Here is a 19,135-nt window from a genome sequence, read left to right as displayed (position 1 = left end):
GGAAACTCAGGCGTTTTGCCGTTTCACCCTTGAATTCCGGCGTCTTGCAGCGCTCAACCGGCTCGAACGTCGCGCCATCGAATTCACATATGTATTTGCGTTCCATCTATGGAATTTTTACGGGACGCTCGGCGACTGCCGTCAATCGTGGCGCGCAAACAAAAACGGCACGCCATTGCTGGCGTGCCGTTGCTGGCGAGCGAACCCGAGCGCGGTGTGCGGCTCAAGCCTCCAGTTGCTCGAGCACCTTCCCCTTCGTCTCGATGCCGAGAAAATGCACCGTCACGGCCGCGAGGAACGGCACCGCGGCGAGAATATAGAACGCCACGTCGAGATTGCCGCCGATCATCGTCTTCGAAACGATCGTCGGCGCGAAGATGGCGGCCACCTTCAGCCACGCGCCGCCTACACCGCAGCCCAGCGCACGGATGCTCGTGGGATACAACTCGGGCGTGTAGACGTAAGCGGTGATGAAGCCGCTGGCGAGCAGGCCCAGCGCCAGTGCGCAGAACGTCGCGACCACGTAGACCGACATCGCATGGCACACGCCGGCCAGCACGAGTGAAATCGCGCACAGCACGAAGGAGACGTTGATCACGGGCTTGCGGCCCACCTTGTCGACCAGCAGCGCGCAAGCGAGCGAACCGAGCACGCCGAGCACCGAGGCCGCGACCGCGAGATTGAGCGCGAGCTGCAGCGGCGCGTGATAGACGTTGCGATAGATCGTGGGCAGCCAGGTGGACAGCCCGTACTGGATGAAACCGCAGGTGATCCAGAGCATGGCCACCGCGATCGTGCGCTTGCGATACGCGGGTCCGAACAGGTCCTTTACGCTGCGCTTGGGGTGGCGCGCGACGAGCGCGTCGAATTCGGCGGCGTTCGTGACCGGCGCGAGCGGACCCTTCGCGGTGCGCTCGAACGCGCTCACGGCGCGATCCGCTTCCTGCACGCGTTCGCGTTCCGCGAGCCAGCGCGGCGACTCGGGCACGAGCTTGCGCAGCACGAAGAACAGCACGAGCGGCATGCCACCGATGAAGTACATGATCTGCCAGCCGAAGCGCGGCACGAGCCACGCGCCCAGCGCGTTCGAAGCGAGCAGACCGACCGGGAAGACGATCTCGTAGAGGAGAACGAAGCGTCCACGGCCATGTGCGCGGCTGACCTCGTTGATATACGTCGCGGCCACGGGCAACTCGCCGCCGAGGCCCAGACCTTGCACCACGCGCAGTGCCGCGAACACGGCGAAGCTCGGCGCGAAACCGCACGCAATGCTCGTCACGCCGATGATGCCCGAACTCCAGGCAATCGCGCGCACGCGGCCGTGGCGTTCCGCAAGCCACGGGAACAGAAACGCGCCGAACAACTGCCCGAACGAGCCCGACGCGATCAGAAAGCCAATTTCCCACGGCGTGAGATGCCACTTCTGGATCAGGATCGGCAATGTCGCGGCGATCGCGATCACGTCGAAGCCGTCGAAGAACGTGGCGAGGCCGATGAGGATACGCGCACGCACCAGCATGGCGTTGGTCGGCAGCCGTTCGAGCCGCGCGATGATCGACCCGCGCGTATGGGGCCCATCGGTCGCGTCGCTGAGCGGCTCGTACATGGCGGCGCCGCCGCGATGGCCGATGGAGTTATCGAGGGTTCTCATGCCTGTGATCCCGTCCCGTGTTGTCTCATGTATGAGGGGTTAAGCGAGCGCCTTGCTGGTGTCGACGAGGGCGGCGAGATCCACCGCGCGCCCCTGGCTCATCCATTTGCGCGCGAGCTTGAGTTCGCGTGCCGCGTTGATGGCAATGACGCCGCGCAGATGGCCGTCTTCCACGAAGAAGAGCGAAGCGCGCTTCTCTTCGAGGCTGCCGCGCAGCACCGGCGCGACGCCAGCGGGAAGGTCGCCGAGGATCTGCAGGTTCACGTCGTACTGATCGGACCAGAACCACGGAATTTCCGCATACGGCGTCTTCACGCCGAGCACGGCTTTTGCCGCCGCAATGGCCTGGTTCTGCGCGTTGGCCCACGATTCGAGCCGCACGCGGCGCTTGAGCCACGCGTTCGGATGGTTCGCCACGTCGCCGCAGGCGAATATGCAGGAATCCGATGTTTCTCCGAATTCGTCCACCACGATGCCGTCGTCCACCGAAAGCCCTGCCGCAACGGCGAGCGCCGTGTGCGGCGCAAGGCCGATGCCGGCAACCGCGAAATCGGCGTCGAGCGTGGTGCCGTCCGCGAAGGTTGCGCGCACGCCGCCTTCGGCGCGGTCTTCGAGCGTGAGCAACATCGCATTCAGGCGCACATCCACGCCGTTCGCGCGGTGCAGATCGAGCAGGAAACGCGACACCTCCTCCGGCAACGAGCGGGCGCACAGGCGCGGCGCGCCCTCCACCACGGTCGCCTGCACGCCGAGCTTGAGCGCCGTCGCGGCGACTTCGAGGCCGATCCAGCCGCCGCCGACCACCAGCACACGCTGGCTGTTGCGCAAACGCTCGCCGAGCGCCAGCGCTTCGTCCAGCGTGCGCAGGTACGTCACGTGGGCGCTGTTCGCCACGCTCGCGGGCAGCTTGCGCGCCGCGCCGCCCGTGGCGATCACGAGCCGGTCGTACTTCACTTCGCGGCCCGAACGCGTGGTCACCACGCGCGCCACGCGGTCGATGGACGTCGCGCAGTCGGGTTGCCACGTTTCGACGTTGAATGCGGCGAATTCATCGGGCTTCGCGATACGCACCGTTTCGATATCGGCTTCGCCCGCGAGCACGGCCTTGGAAAGCGGCGGACGCTCATACGGCAGATGCACTTCGTCGGCGATCATCACGAGGCGGCCTTGGTAGCCCTCCTTGCGCAGCGTCTTCACGACCCAGCCCGCGGCCTGGCCGCCGCCGATCACGACGACGGTACGCGGTGCCTCCGTTGAGGCGTTTTCAGGTATCGCGCTCATGGCTTGCGCTCCGTCATGAACTTGCCTTGCGGCGCTTCGGCGTGCTTCTGGCGGCGCGTATTGCCGTCGAGGCCGCCGTCCACGGCCCACTCCGCGAACACGGTGGGGCCCGGCTCGAAATCGCGCGGCTGCCATTCGGGCGTGAGCACGTCTTCGTCGGCGTAATACTCGATCAGGCCGCCCGCCGGGTTTTTGAAGTACCAGAAGTAGGCGGACGAAACCGGATGCCGGCCAGGACCGAGCTGCGTGGTCCAGCCGCAGCGGCTGATATGCAAGCCGCCGCCGAACACCTCGTGGATATCGCGCACCGTGAACGCCACGTGATTCAGGCCCTTCTTGCCGTCGGGCAGCGCGAGCAGGAACAGGTCGTGGTGGCCACCGTGCGGCGCGCAGCGCATGAACGCGCCGCGGTTCGGATAGCGGTCGGAGGTCTCGAAGCCGAGCCGCTCGTGATAGAACTTTTCCTGCTCGGCCAGGCAGTTCGTGAAGAACACCACGTGGCCCACTTCCACCGGCTCCGCGCGCTCATAAACCGGCGAGGGCTGGTCCACGCGCAGCGTCTGCCCCCACACGTTCGAAGGCGATCCCTTCACGCCGATTTCGCGCCGGCGCGTGACTTCCACGCGGATCGCCATGCCGGCCGGGTCGAAGCAGCCCACTGCATCGGCTTCGCTGTAGTAACCGGGCTGGTCCTTCAGGCGTTCGCGCAGCGCGTCGAGTTCCGTGCGGCTGGCCACGCCCCACGTCACTTCGCGCAGCGTCGGGCCCGCTTCGAACGCGGCGGGGAGCGTTGCATCGTTCGCGTCGACCACGAGCACGGTGCAGCCGTTGAGCGTTTCGAAGCGCGCGCGCGTTTCGTCATGCGCGGTTTCCTTCAAGCCCCAATCCGCGAAAAAGCGGCGGCAGGTTTCGAGGTCCGCCACGCCGTATGTGATTTGTTCGATGCCTAGTATCGTCATGTTGCTTGTCTCCTGTCGACTGCACCTGGCGCTTTGGCGCTCAGTGCGGTCCCATGCATAGCGAGTCCCGCGCCCTCAGGCGTTGGCCCAGGGCAGCGGTGCGTCGTTCAAGCCCCAGTAGAGGCTCTTTTGCTGCATGTATTCACGAATGCCGAGCCGCCCTTTCTCGCGGCCCATGCCGCTCTCCTTCCAGCCCGAGAACGGCGTGGAGATCGAGAACAGCTTGTACGTGTTGATCCACACGGTGCCCGCTTCGAGCTTGCGCGCAACGCGCCACGCGCGCTTGTAGTCGCGCGTCCAGATGCCGGCGGCGAGGCCGAACACGCTGTCGTTCGCTTGTTCGATCAACGCCGCCTCGTCGTCAAAAGGCATCGCCACGAGCACCGGCCCGAAAATCTCTTCCTGGCAGATGCGCGCGTTGTTCCGGAGTCCTTCCAGAATGGTCGGCTGATAGAAAAAGCCGTTCTCGCGCCCGTCGCCCACCGGGCGCTCGCCGCCGCACAGCAGCCGGCCGCCTTCCTCAAGACCGAGCGCCACATAGCGTTCCACCGACTCACGGTGCTTCGCCGAAATGAGCGGGCCCATCTGCGTGTTCTCGCGCGACGGGTCGCCCACACGCAGCTTGCGCGCGCCTTCCACGAGGCGCTTCATGAACGCGTCGTAGATCGGGCGCTGCACGAAGAGGCGCGATCCGGCGATACACGCCTCACCCGACGAGCTGAAGATGCCGTACAGCACGCCGTTCACGGCATGATCGAGATCGGCGTCTTCGAACACGATGGTCGGCGACTTGCCGCCCAGCTCCAGCGACGCCGGCATGAGCTTTTCCGCTGCAATGCGCGCGATGCCGCGCCCCACTTCGGTACCGCCCGTGAACGACACCTTCTTCACGAGCGGATGGCGCACCAGCACGTCGCCGATCACCGAGCCCTTGCCGGGCAGCACGCTCAACATGCCCTTGGGCACGCCCGCTTCCTCGCAGATGCGTGCGAGCGCGAGCGAAGCGAGCGGCGTGACTTCGGCGGGCTTGAGCACCACCGCGTTGCCGGCCGCGAGCGCCGGCGCGAGCTTTTGCGCGTCGGAGGCGATCGGCGAATTCCACGGCGTGATCGCGGCCACGACGCCAATCGGCTCGTGCACGCTCATCGTCAGGTAGTCGCCGCGCGAGGGCGTGAGGTCGTCGTCGAGCGTTTCGAGGCACGCCGCGAAATAGCGGAACGTGTTCGCCGCGCTCGCCACCAGCACGCGCGTTTCGCCGATCGGCTTGCCGTTGTCGCGGCGCTGCAGCTGCGCGAGCGCTTCGTGGCGCTGCATGATGAGCTCGGCGATGCGATAGAGCACGAGCGCGCGCAGATGCGGCTTCATGCCGGCCCATTCGCCCTGCTTCCATGCCTCGTGCGCCTTCTCGACCGCATCGCTTGCGTCTTCGGCGCTCGCCGTCGAGACCACCATGTTCACCGACTGGTCTGCCGGATAAAGGCTCGAAAAAGGCGCTGCGCGGCCCTGGCGCCACTCGCCGCCGATCAGAATATCGCTGTTCGGGATGAGGCTCGTATCGAATGAAGTCATCGTTGGGGTCTCACATCTGTTCGCTTTAAATCACGCAGCGCGCGGCCCGGTTGCGCAGTGCGCGAATCGCGCTATACGCGGTGAGCGCGGAGGTCTTCGGGTTGTCGGGCAGCGGCTTGCCGCACATTTCCAGCGACATCTCGCCGAACGCGCCGCGCGCCACGATGCGGTGCACGTTGCGCTCCACCGCCGGATCGGCGATCAGGCGCACGGTCGTCTGGTCCAGGCCGAGGCCCGCAAGCGCGATGGTCGCCGCCACGTTCGCGTTCTTCGGAAAGAGCCGCGCCGCTTCGCGCGCGCTGCCTTCGAAAATCACCTGCTCCTGCGTGAGCGCACGCAGCTCGCAGACCTTTTCCGCGGGCGTATCGAGCCAGCCGAGCGGCGGCTTGCGGCCGGTGTACAGCACTTCGTCGAGGCCGCCCAGCTTCGCCGCGGAAAGCGCGTCGATACCGCCAATCGCGCCCGAAAGCAGCGTGAGCGTGGCATCGCCTTCGTCGGCGGCGTGCGAGAGGCGTTCGAGCAATTCGAGATCGGAAAGCGCGCCGATCGAGGCCACCGCGCAATCCGTGCCGCTTTGCAAGAGCGGCACGACATGATCGACGAGCGCCGCATGACCGGCGCATTCGAGCGCGAATTGCGGCCGCGTGGAAAGCGCGTGCACCGACGACACCACCTCCACCGCGCCGTCCACCTGCTCGCGCACGGCGGCGGCGTGGTGCTCGGGCACGATCACGTGCGAGACGTGCACGAGCGGATCGGCGGCGACCGCGCGATACACGGTCTGCCCGATCGCACCGAAGCCGATCATCGCGATGTCGATGGGTGCGTGCGGCACGGCGTGGCCGTTATGCATGTTGGGGCTCCTCCTTGCGCACCGGCGGCCCCGCGAACGCCGTCTCGAAGCTGCCCACGGCCTTCATGTCCACTTCGAGCAGCACGGGGCCTTCGAACGCGATGCCTTCGCGAATCACCGTGTCGGCGTCGTCGAGCGACGAAAGCCGGTAGTGCTTGAGGCCAAGGCTCGCGCAGAACTGCGAGAACTCCGGCTGGTGCAGATCGACATACATGCGGCGGCCGCCGTATTGCGCATCCTGGATGTTGCGGATCACGCCGTAGCACTGGTCGTTCATCAGCACGATCATCACGTTGGCCTTTTCCTGCACTGCCGTTGCGAGTTCGCCGACGTTCACCATCAGGCCGCCGTCGCCCACGAGACACACGGTCTTCGCGGCGGCGTTCGCGAGCGCCGCGCCGATCGCCATCTGCATGCCCTGACCGATGCCGCCGCCGAGCGCATGCACGCCCGCGCGCGGCGTGAAGATCTTCAAGAGGCGGTTGCCCCACGTGCTGTTCGAGATCGTGACGTCGCGCACCCAGTTGTAGTCGCGGCCCACGGCGCGCTGCAGCGCTTCCACGAGACGGCGGTAAGGACCGAGACCCTTGGCCGTTTCCGCCACGGCGATTTCGCGCGCCTCGGCAATATCGGCGGCGAATTGCGGATCGACCTTGATGCGGCTTTCCAGGCGCGTGGCGAGCGCGTCGAGCACGCGCTCGGCATCGCCATGCACGAACAGCGCGTTACGATAGCCACGATTGTCGGCCAGCGCGTCGGCGTCGATGCGATAGAGCGGCTGCGGCAGCGCGAGCTTGTACTTGAGCGTTTCATTGCCGCGCAGGCGCGAGCCCACCACAAGCATTGCGTCGCAGGTCTTGTACAGGCGCTCGACCGAGGGGCTCACGTTGAACGCGCCGAGCGTGGCCGGATGATCTTCGGGCAGCACGCCGCGGCCCTGCACGCTCGTCACCACGCCAAAGCCGAGCGCAACGAGGCGCTCCACCGCGGCGCGTGCATGACGCGTGCCGCCGCCCAGCCACACCAGCGGGCGTTTCGCCTTCGCGAGTTCGTTTGCCAGTTGCTCCACGCGCGCTTCGTCGTGCGTGAGCGTCGTGAGGTGCGGCGCGGTGAGATCGGTTGGCCAGTCGGTGAGCGCCGCCTGAATGTCGATGGGAATCTCCACGCTCACCGGGCCGCTCGGCGCCGTCTGCGCCACGCGCACCGCTTCGCGGATAGTGGGCAGCGCGGTCTCGACCGAACGCACGCGGAACGCGGCCTTCGAAATCGACGACAGCATGCTCAGTTGATCGGGCGCCTCGTGAATGTACGCGAGGTCCTGATCGAGGTATTCGGTTTCGATCTGGCCGGTGATATGGAGCAGCGCCGTGCCTGCCGTGAGCGCCTCGACCATTGCGCCCGCCGCGTTGCCCGCCGCCGTGCCCGTGCTGGTGAACGCCACGCCGAGGCCGCCCGAGACGCGCGCAAGGCCGTCCGCCATGTTGACCGCGCCCGCTTCGCCGCGCGCGCCGACGTAGCGGATGTTGCCGCGCGTCCCGATGGCGTCGAGAATCGGCATGTTGTGGATCGAGATCACGCCGAACGCGGTTCGGACTCCACATTGTTCGAGGAAGGCGGCGATCAGTTCGCCGACGGTGGTTTTGTTAGACATGACGTGCAACGCCTCCAGATACATCGATATGACTGCCCGTCGTATAGGACGACAGGGACGTGGCCAGATAAAACAGCGCCTGGGCGGCTTCTTCGGGGCGGCCGAAGCGGCCAAGCGGAATGTGCTTCTTGCGCGCGAGCGCTTGCGTCCAGTCTTCCCAGCTCTGGCCCGCGGACTGCGCCTCCTGGTCGTTCTCGTAGCGCCGGCGCCACTGCCCCGACTCCACGATGCCGATCAGGATCGAGTTCACGCGGATCTGCTCGGGCGCCAGTTCGACGGCGAGCGACTTGATGAGGCTGAGCACCCCGGCGCGCGCGGACGAGGTCGCGACCATATGCGGCTCGGGCTGCAGCGCGAGCAGCGAGTTCACGCAGACGATCGCGGCGTTGCCTGCTTTCGCGGCATGGCGCAGCAAGGGCAGGAACGCGCGCGTGGGGCGGATGATGCTGAAATACTTGAGGTCGAGTTCCTCGCGCCACGCTTCGTCCGACGTATCGGCAAAGGTGGAGACGCGGCCTTGTCCCGCGTTGTTCACGAGCATGTCGGCGCGGCCGAAGCGTTGCTCGACTTCTGCCGCGAAGGCGGCGACTTCGCCCGCGTCGAGCACATCGCAGCGCGACGCGAGCAGTTGCCCTTGCGGATAACGCTCGCGCAGGCCGCGTTCGGCGCGCGCGAGGCGGTCGCTGTCGCGGCCGCAGATCGCAACCGCTGCGCCCGCGCGCAAAAAGAGTTCGGCGGTGGCAAGGCCGATGCCGGACGAACCGCCCGTCACGACCGCGACCTGACCGGTCAAATCGAGTTGAATCATTTGATCCCCAATGCTTTCATGTAGGGCGCACCCTTGCCGGCGGACGCCTGAAGCCTGTTCTGAGGCCGATAGTTCAGGCGCTTCGAGAGTTCGTTGGCCGCGTGGCGCACCTTCTCGATCAACCCGCCGTCGAGCAGTTGCACGTCGATACCGGGGCGCGGAATGGTCGTCGTCACCACGGCGGCGATGCGGCCCGTGTCGTTGCGCACGGGCGCCGACACCACGGAAATGCCGCGCTCGAACGACGATTCGCTCACGGCATAGCCGCGCTCGGCGTCTTCGCGAATGCGCTCGAAGAGCGCCTCGACTGTCTCCGGCGTGGAGGGCGTGAAGCGTTCCAGCCGCGGCTCCGGATAAAGCGCGCGCAGTTCGCCGAGTGTGAGATCGCCCATCAGCACCTGGCCGTGAGTCGTGGCGTGCGCCGGCAGGCGCGTGCCGACGTTCACCTTCACCGAGCTGAAAATGGGCGCGTGGCTCTGTGCCTTGGCGACGAATACGATGTCGCGTCCGTCGCGAATCACGATATGCGCGGTCAGTCCCGTCGCGTCGCGCAGCGCCTCGATCAACGGCAGGCCGAGGTCGGTGAGTTCGAGCGAGCTGAGGTATTCGAAGCCGAGACGCAGCACGGCGACGCCGAGGCGATAGTTGCGGTCGCGGTCGGCGCGCTCCAGAAAGCCCAGCGATTCGAGCGTTTGCAGGAGACGAAACACCGTGGTGCGCGGAATGCCCAGGCGGCGCGACAGTTCGGGCGCGTCGAGCACCGGCTCGCGCGGCGAGAATTCGGTCAGTATGCGCAAGCCGCGCTCCAGACCGGGCACGCGGTAGCTGGCGTCGTTGCGGTCTTCGTCGACGTCGGGTGTCATGCCTTGAGCTCCGTAGTACTGAATGTACGGTTCAGCGTGAATTCGATCAGCGTGCTATAAGCCAGCGGTTGTTCGATGTAGCCCGCGTGGCCCGCGCGCGGCACGGTATGGAACGGCGCGTGGGCGATCTGCGCGAGCCGCTCGCAGGCCTCGGGCGGCGTAATCGTGTCTTGCGCACCGACCGCGACGGCCATCGGCACCCGGCCCACGCAACGCGCGAGGTCCGCGGCGAGGTCGGCGTTCGCGAGCAGATGCGTGGCCTGGGCGTAACCGTGCGGCACGATGCGCGCCATGTTCCAGCGCACCCAGGCGCGTGCGGCGTCGCCGGCGTGCGGCGAAAGCATGTTCGCGCTGCGCTGTTGCGCGAGACCTTGCGGACCGAGTTCGGCCAGCATGGCGAGGCGCGCGTCGCGCTTTTGCGCGCGCACGGTGGGATCGGCGGCGCCATAGCCACCTGCCGGCGAGATCAGCAGCAAACCGGCCACGCGTTCGGGATGCGCGGCGGCAAACGCACCGGCCATGATCGCGCCGAGCGAATGGCCCACCAGTGCGCAACGCGCGATGCACAGCGCGTCGAGCCAGTCCGCCAGCACACGCGCATAGTCCGCCGCGACAGGCGACGCGCTCGCGACCGGCGTGGAAGCGCCGTAACCGGGCGCGTCCCACGCGAGCACGCGGCGCGCGCCGCCGAGCGCTTCGAACTGCTGCACCCACGACGCCGCGCCGGAGCCGATGCCATGCAGGAGCACGAGCGGCAGCGCCTCCTTATCGTCCTCACTCGCGCCCTCGCCCACGGCTTCGCGATAACTCACGCTGGCTTCGCCCGCCCGCGCGCTATGCAGTGCGAAGCGCGCGAGCCGCGTTTCGAGCGTGGCGGCTGATGATGCGGTATGGATCGTGTCGTTCATGGCTTCGGGTCGGATTGCGGCTATGTCGCCTACTTCATCTCGCGCTTGATCTTCGCGAGCGGCGAGTCGGGCGGATACGTCGGCGTGATGGGCTTCGACGAGCCGAGCATCACGCACATCAGCGCGTCTTCCTCGCCCACGTTGATTTCCGTGCGGTACACGCCCGGCGGCACCGAAATCAGGTCGCGTTCGCCCAGCACGGCTTCCCACGTCTCGCCGTCCTTCTCGCAGACGACCTTCATCTTGCCGCGCAGCACGAAGAAAATTTCTTCGACATCGATATGGATATGGCTCGGGCCGATGTTGCCGGCCGGAATCACCATGGTCGAGAACGTGAAGCCGCCAGCGGGCACGGTGTTGACGTCCTTCGCGACGCCCGTACCGCCCGTGCCCACATAGCGCATCTGCGCGCGGCGGTACTTCGGGTCGTAGTCGGCCTGGAACTTCAGCGCGTCCCAGTCGTAGCGGCGCGTTTCGAAGCGCGCCACGCGCATGTTCATCCAGTCTTCAAAGCTCGCGTCGGCGGGGCGGTCCCACGACTTGCGCTCGATATCGGCATCAGCCATGTTTTCTCCTTGGGTTCTTTCGAACGTATCGTCAGTTCTACGAAATCAGTTCATCACGAAGCCACCGTTGACCGGCAGCAATTGTCCGGTCACGAAACGCGCGGCGTCGGACAAGAGGAACAACACCGGGCCCGTCACGTCCTCGGGCACCTGCGCGCGCCGCAGCGCGCGCCCTTCCAGGTAATACGCATGGCGCTCGGCCGGTACGTAGGCCGTCGCCTCCACTTCGGTCAGGCCGGGCGCAATGGCATTGACGGTGATGCCGTCCGCGCCGAATTCACGCGCGAGTGAATGCGTCATCGCGATCACGGCGCCCTTGCTCGCCACGTAGGCGAGCAGTTTGGGCGCGCCCCACAGTGCCGTATCGGAAGCGATGTTGACGATCGCGCCGCGGCCCGACTCGCGCAGCCAGCGCTGTGCTGCCGCGCACATGAGCCAGGTGCCGCGCACGTTCACGTCCATCACCGCGTCCCACGTCTCTACGCTCACTTCGTGCGCGAGTTTGCCACCCGAGTTCGTGATCGCCGCGTTGTTGATGAGCGCGTCCACGCCGCCCATGCGCTGCGCGGCGGCATCGACGAAGGCGGCGATGCTTGCCGGTTGCGCGAGATCGAGCGGCGCGAAGGCGACGTCGTGCCCGGCTGCGGCGAGTTGCTGAGCAAGCGCTTCGCCCGCCTCGACCAGCACGTCGCCGAAGGTCACACGCGCGCCGGCCGTTGCGAGCGTCTTCACGAACGCCGCGCCCAGACCGCGTGCGCCGCCCGTGACGACCACGCGCCGCCCGGCGAGCGCGACCTGCACCGCGAACGTGGCGTCATGCATGGCCATGCCCGGCGGTTTGTGCGTTGGCGTCCGGCTGGGCGCGCAGCGCGTCGAGTTCGGCAAAGTGCTGCTGGGCGCGCTGGCGCAGCATGCGTCGCACACGCGTCATGCCGACGTCGTGCTGATAGAGGAATTCGTGATCGCGCGCGTTCGGCGCCATGCTTTCCAGCACGTAGCGGTCTTGCTCCAGCACGGCCCAATGCAGACCTTCCAGGCGATTGCGATACATGAAGCGCCATGCGTCGCGCTGCCAGCCCTGTACTTTGCGCGTGCGCCAGAAGTAGACCTGGCAGTTGTTTTCGTCCACCGGCACGGCGAAGCCGATGATGCCGAAGTTGCCACCCGGGCCGAACTTCTTCTTGTACGGAATTGCGAGGCGCATCCACAGGCAGCCGGTTTCGCCCAGTTCGACCCAGTCGAAGTTGACGTCGCGCTGACCGATCTTTTCGAACACGAGGCCGGATTCGGTCTTGCGCACGCGCATGTCGGCCTGCTTGTCGCCATCGGCCATCGAGTGGGAAGTGGCGTGCAGATACGCGCCGTGCATCGGGTCCATCACGTTGTCGATGGCGTACTGGTAATTGCATTTCCAGTTCGACATGCACAGAAAGCTTGCGTACTCCTCACCAACGAGTTCCTCCGGCAATTGCAGCGGGGCGGCTTCCTGGTGCGCTTCGTCGCCGAACCACAGAAACACCGCGCCGGCATGCTCCTGCGCCGGATACGACTTCACGCACTTCTGCCCTTCGAGCGGGCACGCCGAAACGGCCGGGACGTTTTGCACCGTGCCGCCGCCATCGACTTCGATGCCGTGATACCAGCACGCCACGCGGTTGCCGAGGTTCCAGCCGAGGGACAGGCGTGCGCCGCGGTGCGGGCAACGGTCTTCGAGCGCATGGACCTGGCCGTCCTGATCGCGCCACAACACGATCTGTTCGCCGAGGCGCGTGATGCCGATGGGCGCGTTGCCCACCTGCCAGCTCGGGGCGACGGGATACCAGTAGTTCTTGATGCCGCGGTCGAGATAGGCGCGGATGGGATCGGCGCCGCCTGCGGCTTCAATCGTGGGGGACGTCATGTGGGGTCTCCGTATTCAGTGTGGGCAGCGCCGGCTCATTCGGCGAGCAAACGGAACTCGGCGGCGAGACGCTCGGCGTTCCAGGCTGCGCCTTCGGGCGTGCGAAAGCCGATGCGGTTCAGGCCCGACACGACTTCCTCGAGTTCGGCGGCGCCCGCTTCGAACACCTGTTCGAGCGCGTCGCCGAAGTCGTTTTCGTATTGCGTGGGCTCCGCCTTACGCGTTTGCCACACCAGGTTTTGCGCCTCGCCCGGCTGCTCGATCACGCCCTTGCCGGCGACGTTGTTCGGTTGCGGCGCGAGCCATGGCTTGAGCGACGGATTGAAATTCACGGGGACTTCTCGCATGTCATTCCACCTTGATCTGGATTTCTTCACCGGCGAGCCGCACTGAGTACCTCTTCAGATCGCGGCCGCCAGGCTCCTTGAGGCACTTGCCGGTCGGGATATGGAACACGGCTTCGTGCAGCGGACATTCGACGGTGTCGCCATCGACGAAGCCCTGCGTCAGCAACGCGTAAGCGTGTGGGCAGACGTTTTCCAGCGCGTAGATCTCGTCGCCCACTTTGTAGATGCCGATCTCCGTGCCGTCGAGTTTGTATTCGAGCGGCCCGTCTTCGGACAGATCGCCGGCATGCCCGGCGCAGCGCCATTCTTCAGCCATGTGTCACCTTTCCCGTTCAACCGTGTTCCATATACGGAACAGTAGTTCGTGTATGGTCAATTATGAGACGGTCTCGGGAAGAAAAAAATAGAAATCCGGCGTGCCTGGGGAAAACACCGACCGCAGCATGCAAGATGACACCGCCAGGGTCGCCGAGGGTGCCGTTCTGGTTGCCAAAACGCTTACGGCACGTGCACTTACGCGCGTATGGCGCATCCGGGCGCCGGGCCGCACCTGGGGGAATCACCGTCCCAAAAAAGTGTTTTGGCGTCTCGCAAGAGTCTCTATACTTTCCATAGGCAGCACGTCTAACCATATATGGAACAAACGGAGCCACGCGAGAGCGCTTGCCGACAGAAGCACGCCGCGCACTGCCTATGAGTTGGCCATGCGGGTTGGGGATGCCGGATCAACTCGCCCGGCTTTTCGTCATACGATCAGGAGTCCAAAGTTGAAGCATTTCATTGCCGCGGGGTTGACGGGCATTTGCGCCGTCTCGTCTGCATGGGCGCAAAGCAGCGTCACGCTTTATGGCAGTCTGGATGCGGGCGTGGCCTACATCAGCAACGTCGGGGGCCACTCGAAGTGGATGATGGAGCAGGGCAACACCCAGCCCGACCGCTGGGGCCTGCGCGGCCAGGAGGATCTGGGCGGGGGCCTCAAGGCGATCTTCCAGCTGGAAAACGGCTTCTACACCAATACGGGCGCGTTGGCGAAGGCCAACACGCTGTTCAACCGCCAGGCGTATGTGGGCCTGAATTCAGAGCAGTTCGGCACGCTCACGCTGGGCAATCAAACGCCGTTCTCGTTCGACACACTCGGTCCGTTCAGCACGGCTTATCTCGCGGCGAGCTGGTACGCGTTCCACCCGGGCAACATCGACCAGTTGGCCGATACGGGCGTCGTGCCTTACAACAACTCGGTCAAATATCGTTCGCCGAGCTTTTACGGCTTCACGGCGGGCGCCATGTTCGGCTTCGGCAATACCACGAACTTCTCGACCGGCAGAACGATGAGCTTTTCGCTCAGTTATGCTAACGGTCCGTTCAAGGCCGGCGCGTCGTGGTCGAACGAGCACGACCGCTCGGTGTCGATAGCGACCACCGGCATCACGGAATTCCAGGGTCAACCGGCGGCCACGTATATCGCCGACAAGGTCGAGAACATGGGCGTGGGCGCGTCGTACTCATTCGGCAAGCTGCTCGTACACGGGCTCTACACTCGCACGAAGCTGCAGTCCAACGGCTACTCCGACACGTTCCAGAGCTACGACGCCGGTGCGAACTACCAGTTCACGACGGCCAACGCCGTAGTGGGCGGCGCGGCAACGTCCACGCTGTCCGGCCGCCGCTGGACCCAGGCGATGATCGGCGACGTGTATTCGCTTTCGAAGAGCACGCAGGTCTATGTGAACGCGCTTTACCAGCACGCCAACTCCGAAGCGCAGGCGGCCTTTTTCACCGCGGGCGTGTCGAGCGGGCGCAATCAGGCGATTGTGCTCGCGGGCATTCACCACTCGTTCTGATCGCGGCGCCTGCGGGCGCCGTGCCTGAGCCTGGCCTCAGATTCAGAGCGCGTGCGAATTGCGGGTGCGCGCGGCCTGTGCCGCAGTGGGGTCGCTCGGCGCGGGCCGGTAATTGAGCCGCGCCGAGAGGTCGATCGCCGCGGCGCACACGGCGGCGACCAGCGGTGCACGCTCGGCCTCGCCGATGTCCGATCGCGGCACGGTTGCCGTGAGCGCCGCCACGATACGGCCCGACTGATCCCGCACCGGTGCGCTGACCACCGAGATGCCGGTTTCGAACGACGCTTCGCTCACCGCATAGCCCTGCTGCGCGAACTCGCGCACGCGCGCATAGAGATCGGCGACGGTCGCGGGCGTGCGCTCCGTGTAACGTTCGAGCTGCTTCTCGGGGTAGAGCGTGCGCAGTTCGGCGAGCGTGAGGTCGCCCATCAGCACCTGGCCATGCACGGTGGCGTGCGCGGGCAAGCGCGTGCCCACATGAACCTTCACCGAACTGAACATCGGCTCACGCGTTTGCGCCTTCGCCACGAACACCACGTCGCGCCCGTCGCGAATCAGCAGATGGGTGCTGAGGCCCGTCGCGTCGCGCAGGCGCTCGAGCAGCGGCGTGCCGAAGTCGGTGAGTTCGAGCGAGCTGAGATATTCGAAGCCGAGGCGCAGCACCGCTACGCTCAGCCGGTATTGCCGGTCGCCGTTGGCGCGCTCGATGAAGCCGAGTGCTTCGAGGGTCTGCAGGAGGCGAAACGTGGTCGTGCGCGGAATGCCGATGCGCCGCGAAAGTTCGGGCGCCCCCAGCACGGGCTCGCGCGCCGAGAATTCGGCGAGAATGCGCAGGCCGCGCTCGAGGCCCGGCACGAGATAGGTGGATGCGCCCGTGCCCTCTTCGTCCGCTTCGGGATTCGCTTCGGCATTCGAACCGGCGGCATCCACGTCGGCTGGGGTCTCCTCGGGAGGCAGCGCTGCGCGCTTGCCCGGCCCGGCGCTGCGGCGCGCGGGGCCTGTGGTTTGTTTCGTGACCATTGGCGGCTTGAATGGGTGGACCGGGTTGGACCGGGTGTTACCCGGCCGGACCTTTCTTTGATGGGGTCAATCATAACGCGAAGCACCGCGACCCCATGCCGCCCCGTCGATATGCGAACATCGCAGCTTCTCTCGCGGATGCCATCCACCCATGCCGAAAATCCGGAAAACACTCGCCACGTTACTGGGCATCGCACTCGCCGCGGGCAGCGCCGCCGCGCAACCCGCGCAGAAGCCGCCGGGACCGGCCATGATGGTCCATTTCGACTACTACCCGAAAGACCGCCCCCAGATTCATACGCTCGAACAGCGGCTGGCCAGCGCCATCGAGCGCGCGGACGCCGGCGAACTCGGCGAAACCGAAATTCACCTCGACGGCAACGACGGCTACCTATACATGTACGGGCCCGACCCGGACCGGCTGTATCGCGTCACGAGCCCGATTCTGAAGTCGTCCAGATTGACCGCGCACTCCGAAGTCACGAAGTGGTACGGGGCTCGCCGGGAAACGTTCGTGATTCGCTGAGGGGCACGCGCATCAAAGTTTGGGATGGCACTCGAAGCGGATAACGGAGGCCTGCTGCTGCAGCGCCTCGAGCCCTTCGGTGTGCTCCATGCCGAGACTCGTTTGCATGCCGCGGCTCTCGCAGTAGTCGTTGGCTTCGCTCACCGCGCGCTTGTGGGCGCGCGCCCACGCGAGGCGCCCGCCCGTTGCGGACGCCGAAACGACGTACGTGCCCGGATTGCCCGCCGTGGTGACGTCGCCGGCCGACGCGCAACCCGCGAGCACGGCGCAGGCGGCGGCAAGCGATACGGCGAGCTTGGGCCAGGACCGGCTCGCCACACCCGCAAGCCTGACGGTCCCCTTGAAAATCTGCTCCATGAATCCCTCTCACATCGAGCGTCGCAATACGCTCACATGAAAGTGGATTTTAGGGTCGCCCTATCGAAAGTCTATGCCCATAGACTGAATTCACTGTTACCGCCAGAAATACAATCGCGATCCCTTTCTGGCCCTATGGACGCGACGAGCGGCTACGTAGGTGTTTCGCGAGAAACGCGTGCATCAGCGCCGCGATTTCGTCTACGTTTTCGTCGAGCGCGAAGTGGCCCGCATCGAGCAGATGCACCTCGGCGTCGGGCAGGTCGCGCTGATACGCGGCCCCCGCCGCCGCGACGAACGAACTGTCGTAGCGACCCCACATCACGAGCGTGCGCGGTCGATGCGCGCGCAGCCATGCCTGCCATGCCGGGTAAGCGGCAACATTGGTGCGGTAGTCGCAAAGCAGCGCGGCCTGGATTTCGGCGTGGCCCGGCAGATTGAGAAACGCGAACTCCGTCCGTCCACGTGTACGGGTTGTAGCGCTCGGGGTTCGGGCTGTCGCCAGCATGGCGAAGCCGCGCGCCTTCGAACGAAACAAACGCCTCGAAGACCTCGGGCTTCGCCGCCGGGTTGGCCCAGTACTCCCGGATCGCCGCCCACTTGCGCCCGAGGCTTTCCTCGTGGCTGTTCGCATTCTGGATCACGAGCGTTTGCAAGCGTTCCGGGCGCGCCAGCATGATGCGAAAGCCCACCGGGTCAAGCCAGCTTCAGGCCGGCACGCCCTCCAACGCACGCCCGGTACGTCCCCACGCCACCGCGACGCCGAGACCGAGCACCGCGAGGCACACGATCGGCACGATCATCGGTCCGAATGCGGTGCCCGTGACCTTGCCCGCGAGCGGCATGAGGTTCTGGCCAAAGAAGCCGCCGAGATTGCCGATCGAGTTGATCGCTGCGACGCTCGCCGCCGCCCGCGCGCCGGTGAAGTAGCGCGGCGGCATCGACCAGAAGCACGGGTACAGCAGCGGAATGCACGCGCCGCCGAACACGAGCGCGATGAAACGCAGCGGCGTGGAAGGCAGCAGGAGACTCAGCAGGAAGCCCAGCGTGCCGAGCGCCGCGACGATCGCCATCGCGCGCAGAATGCTTTTCGCGCGGCGCAGCTTCGACGGCAGCCACAGCAGCAGCAATACCGCCAGCGCCCACGGCAGCATGCTCAACAGCCCGTTCACGCTGCTCGACACGCCAAACGACTTCACGAGCGTGGGCAGCCAGTAGGTCACGCCGTACAGCGACGTCGACATCAGCATATAGGTCGCCGCGAACAGCATCACGCGTGGATCGAGCAGCGCCTTCCAGGGCTGCGCGTGTTCGGCGTGCTCGGGCTTCTCGCGCTCGTGCGCGGCCGCTACGATCTGCTTTTCGCGCTCGTTCAGAAAGCGCGCTTCCTGGTATGACGCCGGCAGCAGCCTGAACACGGCGATGCCGACCAGCACGGCGGGCAGGCCCGTGGCGATGAACACCCACTGCCAGCCGGCGAGGCCCCAGACGCCATTGAGGCTCAGCAGCCAGCCGCCCACGAGCGAGCCCAGCATGTTGGCGAGCGCACTGCCCAGCGTGAAGATGCCGAGCACGCGCGCGCGATAGCTTTGCGGAAACCACAGCGTGAGATAGTAGATCACGCCGGGATAGAAGCCGGCTTCGGCCACGCCCAGCGCGAGGCGCAGGCCGCAGAACACTTTCATCGACGTGGTGAAGCCCATCAGTACCGTAATCACACCCCAGGTGAGCATGATGCGCGCGAGCCACACGCGCGCGCCGAAGCGGTGCAGCGCGAGCGTGCTGGGCACTTCGAACAGCAGATAGCCGATGAAGAACAGCGACGACGCAAGGCCGAACGCCGTTTCGGTCATGTTGAGGCTGTGCACCATCTGCAGTTTCGCGAAGCCGACGTTTTGGCGGTCGATGAACGAGATCAGAAACATCACGACGAGGATCGGCATTAGGCGGCGTGCGATCTTCGACATGACATCCCGCTCTTCAGCGGACTGTTGATCGACGGTTGTGTCTATATTCACTCTGTTCTCCTACGTTT

At 65.8% G+C, this 19,135-nt stretch carries 20 protein-coding genes; 2 read left to right on the top strand and 18 right to left on the bottom strand.

From position 1 onward, the window contains the following. Positions 1-223: 223 nt before the first annotated feature. The 14 genes from M3I56_RS27110 to M3I56_RS27045 form a co-directional block, all read right to left on the bottom strand. Positions 224-1,651, bottom strand: a complete 1,428-nt coding sequence (locus M3I56_RS27110) for an MFS transporter (RefSeq protein WP_375541797.1) — start codon at positions 1,649-1,651, stop codon at positions 224-226. A 39-nt stretch (positions 1,652-1,690) separates the two neighbouring features. Further along, on the bottom strand, positions 1,691-2,932 hold the full coding sequence (locus M3I56_RS27105) for an NAD(P)/FAD-dependent oxidoreductase (RefSeq protein WP_254356571.1): 1,242 nt from the start codon (positions 2,930-2,932) through the stop codon (positions 1,691-1,693). After that, positions 2,929-3,891: a VOC family protein gene (locus tag M3I56_RS27100; RefSeq protein WP_254356570.1), complete on the bottom strand. Its 963-nt coding sequence runs from the start codon at positions 3,889-3,891 to the stop codon at positions 2,929-2,931. The genes M3I56_RS27105 and M3I56_RS27100 overlap by 4 nt, the downstream gene beginning before the upstream one ends. Before the next feature lie 75 nt (positions 3,892-3,966). Next, positions 3,967-5,460 (bottom strand): aldehyde dehydrogenase, encoded by a 1,494-nt coding sequence (locus M3I56_RS27095; RefSeq protein ID WP_254356569.1) that lies wholly within the window; start codon positions 5,458-5,460, stop codon positions 3,967-3,969. A gap of 25 nt (positions 5,461-5,485) precedes the next feature. Then, complete coding sequence (locus tag M3I56_RS27090; RefSeq protein WP_254356568.1) at positions 5,486-6,313, bottom strand: aspartate dehydrogenase; 828 nt, start codon at positions 6,311-6,313, stop codon at positions 5,486-5,488. Then, positions 6,306-7,964 (bottom strand): thiamine pyrophosphate-binding protein, encoded by a 1,659-nt coding sequence (locus M3I56_RS27085; RefSeq protein WP_254356567.1) that lies wholly within the window; start codon positions 7,962-7,964, stop codon positions 6,306-6,308. Before M3I56_RS27085 ends, M3I56_RS27090 begins: the two co-directional genes overlap by 8 nt. Beyond that, entirely contained in the window at positions 7,957-8,772 is an 816-nt protein-coding gene (locus M3I56_RS27080; RefSeq protein ID WP_254356566.1) for an SDR family oxidoreductase, read from the bottom strand. Before M3I56_RS27080 ends, M3I56_RS27085 begins: the two co-directional genes overlap by 8 nt. Next, positions 8,769-9,635, bottom strand: a complete 867-nt coding sequence (locus M3I56_RS27075) for an IclR family transcriptional regulator (protein ID WP_254356565.1) — start codon at positions 9,633-9,635, stop codon at positions 8,769-8,771. The genes M3I56_RS27080 and M3I56_RS27075 overlap by 4 nt, the downstream gene beginning before the upstream one ends. Beyond that, complete coding sequence (locus M3I56_RS27070) at positions 9,632-10,543, bottom strand: alpha/beta fold hydrolase (RefSeq protein WP_254356564.1); 912 nt, start codon at positions 10,541-10,543, stop codon at positions 9,632-9,634. The genes M3I56_RS27075 and M3I56_RS27070 overlap by 4 nt, the downstream gene beginning before the upstream one ends. A gap of 29 nt (positions 10,544-10,572) precedes the next feature. After that, complete coding sequence (locus M3I56_RS27065; protein ID WP_254356563.1) at positions 10,573-11,109, bottom strand: cupin domain-containing protein; 537 nt, start codon at positions 11,107-11,109, stop codon at positions 10,573-10,575. A 45-nt stretch (positions 11,110-11,154) separates the two neighbouring features. Further along, on the bottom strand, positions 11,155-11,931 hold the full coding sequence (locus tag M3I56_RS27060; RefSeq protein WP_254356562.1) for an SDR family oxidoreductase: 777 nt from the start codon (positions 11,929-11,931) through the stop codon (positions 11,155-11,157). Beyond that, the gene (locus M3I56_RS27055) at positions 11,924-13,009 is read right to left on the bottom strand and encodes an aromatic ring-hydroxylating dioxygenase subunit alpha (protein ID WP_254356561.1); all 1,086 of its coding nucleotides are present in this window, start codon (positions 13,007-13,009) and stop codon (positions 11,924-11,926) included. The genes M3I56_RS27060 and M3I56_RS27055 overlap by 8 nt, the downstream gene beginning before the upstream one ends. Positions 13,010-13,044: 35 nt before the next feature. Beyond that, entirely contained in the window at positions 13,045-13,356 is a 312-nt protein-coding gene (locus M3I56_RS27050) for a recombinase-like helix-turn-helix domain-containing protein (protein WP_254356560.1), read from the bottom strand. 1 nt (position 13,357) lies between these two features. Next, a complete protein-coding gene (locus M3I56_RS27045) occupies positions 13,358-13,672 on the bottom strand; it encodes a non-heme iron oxygenase ferredoxin subunit (protein ID WP_028207176.1) in 315 nt (104 codons plus the stop codon). A 451-nt stretch (positions 13,673-14,123) separates the two neighbouring features. On the opposite strand from M3I56_RS27045, the gene M3I56_RS27040 reads away from it, so the two are divergent. Next, positions 14,124-15,197, top strand: a complete 1,074-nt coding sequence (locus tag M3I56_RS27040) for a porin (RefSeq protein ID WP_028207175.1) — start codon at positions 14,124-14,126, stop codon at positions 15,195-15,197. Between the two features lie 42 nt (positions 15,198-15,239). Here the strand turns inward: M3I56_RS27040 and M3I56_RS27035 are convergent, their stop codons facing one another. Continuing rightward, complete coding sequence (locus tag M3I56_RS27035; RefSeq protein WP_254356559.1) at positions 15,240-16,217, bottom strand: IclR family transcriptional regulator; 978 nt, start codon at positions 16,215-16,217, stop codon at positions 15,240-15,242. A gap of 151 nt (positions 16,218-16,368) precedes the next feature. On the opposite strand from M3I56_RS27035, the gene M3I56_RS27030 reads away from it, so the two are divergent. Further along, entirely contained in the window at positions 16,369-16,743 is a 375-nt protein-coding gene (locus tag M3I56_RS27030; protein ID WP_254356558.1) for a hypothetical protein, read from the top strand. Between the two features lie 12 nt (positions 16,744-16,755). Here the strand turns inward: M3I56_RS27030 and M3I56_RS27025 are convergent, their stop codons facing one another. From M3I56_RS27025 to M3I56_RS27015, 3 genes are all read right to left on the bottom strand, one after another. After that, positions 16,756-17,100: a hypothetical protein gene (locus M3I56_RS27025; protein ID WP_254356557.1), complete on the bottom strand. Its 345-nt coding sequence runs from the start codon at positions 17,098-17,100 to the stop codon at positions 16,756-16,758. Positions 17,101-17,233: 133 nt separating this feature from the next. Further along, the gene (locus M3I56_RS27020; protein WP_254356556.1) at positions 17,234-17,608 is read right to left on the bottom strand and encodes an alpha/beta fold hydrolase; all 375 of its coding nucleotides are present in this window, start codon (positions 17,606-17,608) and stop codon (positions 17,234-17,236) included. Between the two features lie 199 nt (positions 17,609-17,807). Continuing rightward, positions 17,808-19,067: an MFS transporter gene (locus M3I56_RS27015; protein ID WP_302057018.1), complete on the bottom strand. Its 1,260-nt coding sequence runs from the start codon at positions 19,065-19,067 to the stop codon at positions 17,808-17,810. Positions 19,068-19,135: the final 68 nt, after the last annotated feature.

This window comes from Paraburkholderia sp. CNPSo 3281 (assembly GCF_024206515.1).
Taxonomy (GTDB): domain Bacteria; phylum Pseudomonadota; class Gammaproteobacteria; order Burkholderiales; family Burkholderiaceae; genus Paraburkholderia; species Paraburkholderia nodosa.
The sequence above is the reverse complement of the archived record's forward strand: the minus strand, read 5'-3'. Positions and strand labels throughout refer to the sequence as shown.